Source organism: Methylocella tundrae (assembly GCF_901905185.1).
GTDB classification, from domain to species: Bacteria; Pseudomonadota; Alphaproteobacteria; order Rhizobiales; family Beijerinckiaceae; genus Methylocapsa; species Methylocapsa tundrae.
This window is the reverse complement of record NZ_CABFMQ020000006.1, coordinates 1-442: the sequence shown is the minus strand read 5'-3', so window position 1 is coordinate 442 and position 442 is coordinate 1. Positions and strand designations below refer to the sequence as shown.

The window sequence follows — 442 nt, the reverse complement described above, 5'->3', positions numbered from 1 at the left end:
GCTCCAAGCACTCCTCTCTACTTAATTCGGTGAAGCTTTCCGAATCAATAATTTCATTAACCTGCTCTTCAGAAAATCCCAGCGCTTTACCGCGCTCCTTCCAGATGCCTTCCAGCTCATACCGTGACATCTCTGTTTTTTCTTTCCGAGTCTCGATTGTCGCTTTCTGAAGCAGCCCTCGACTTGCTTGCGATGCATCTAGACCGCGGCTAGCCATTTCCGCCTCTACTGCCTTCAGGATTGCAACTCGGCGTTGCGAGAAATCCTTCATCACCTCATCAGGAACTCCATCTATTTCAAAGAGGTTTTTAACCTTCCTTATTGGAAACCCTTCCTTTCCCAATTTATATGCTAGATCAGCGTGGTAAAGCGATGCCGCGGCCCCTTGCCAGCGCAGCATTTCCCTATTTTCAAGCGCTCCCGTGCTGCCATCCTCTAGCTC

The 442-nt window shown here is 49.3% G+C and carries 1 protein-coding gene; it reads right to left on the bottom strand.

Going from position 1 to position 442, the window contains the following annotated elements; all coding sequences use genetic code 11:
- Positions 1-442 (bottom strand): relaxase domain-containing protein (locus tag MPC4_RS02965; RefSeq protein WP_174511210.1); only part of this gene is annotated, 442 nt, incomplete at both ends.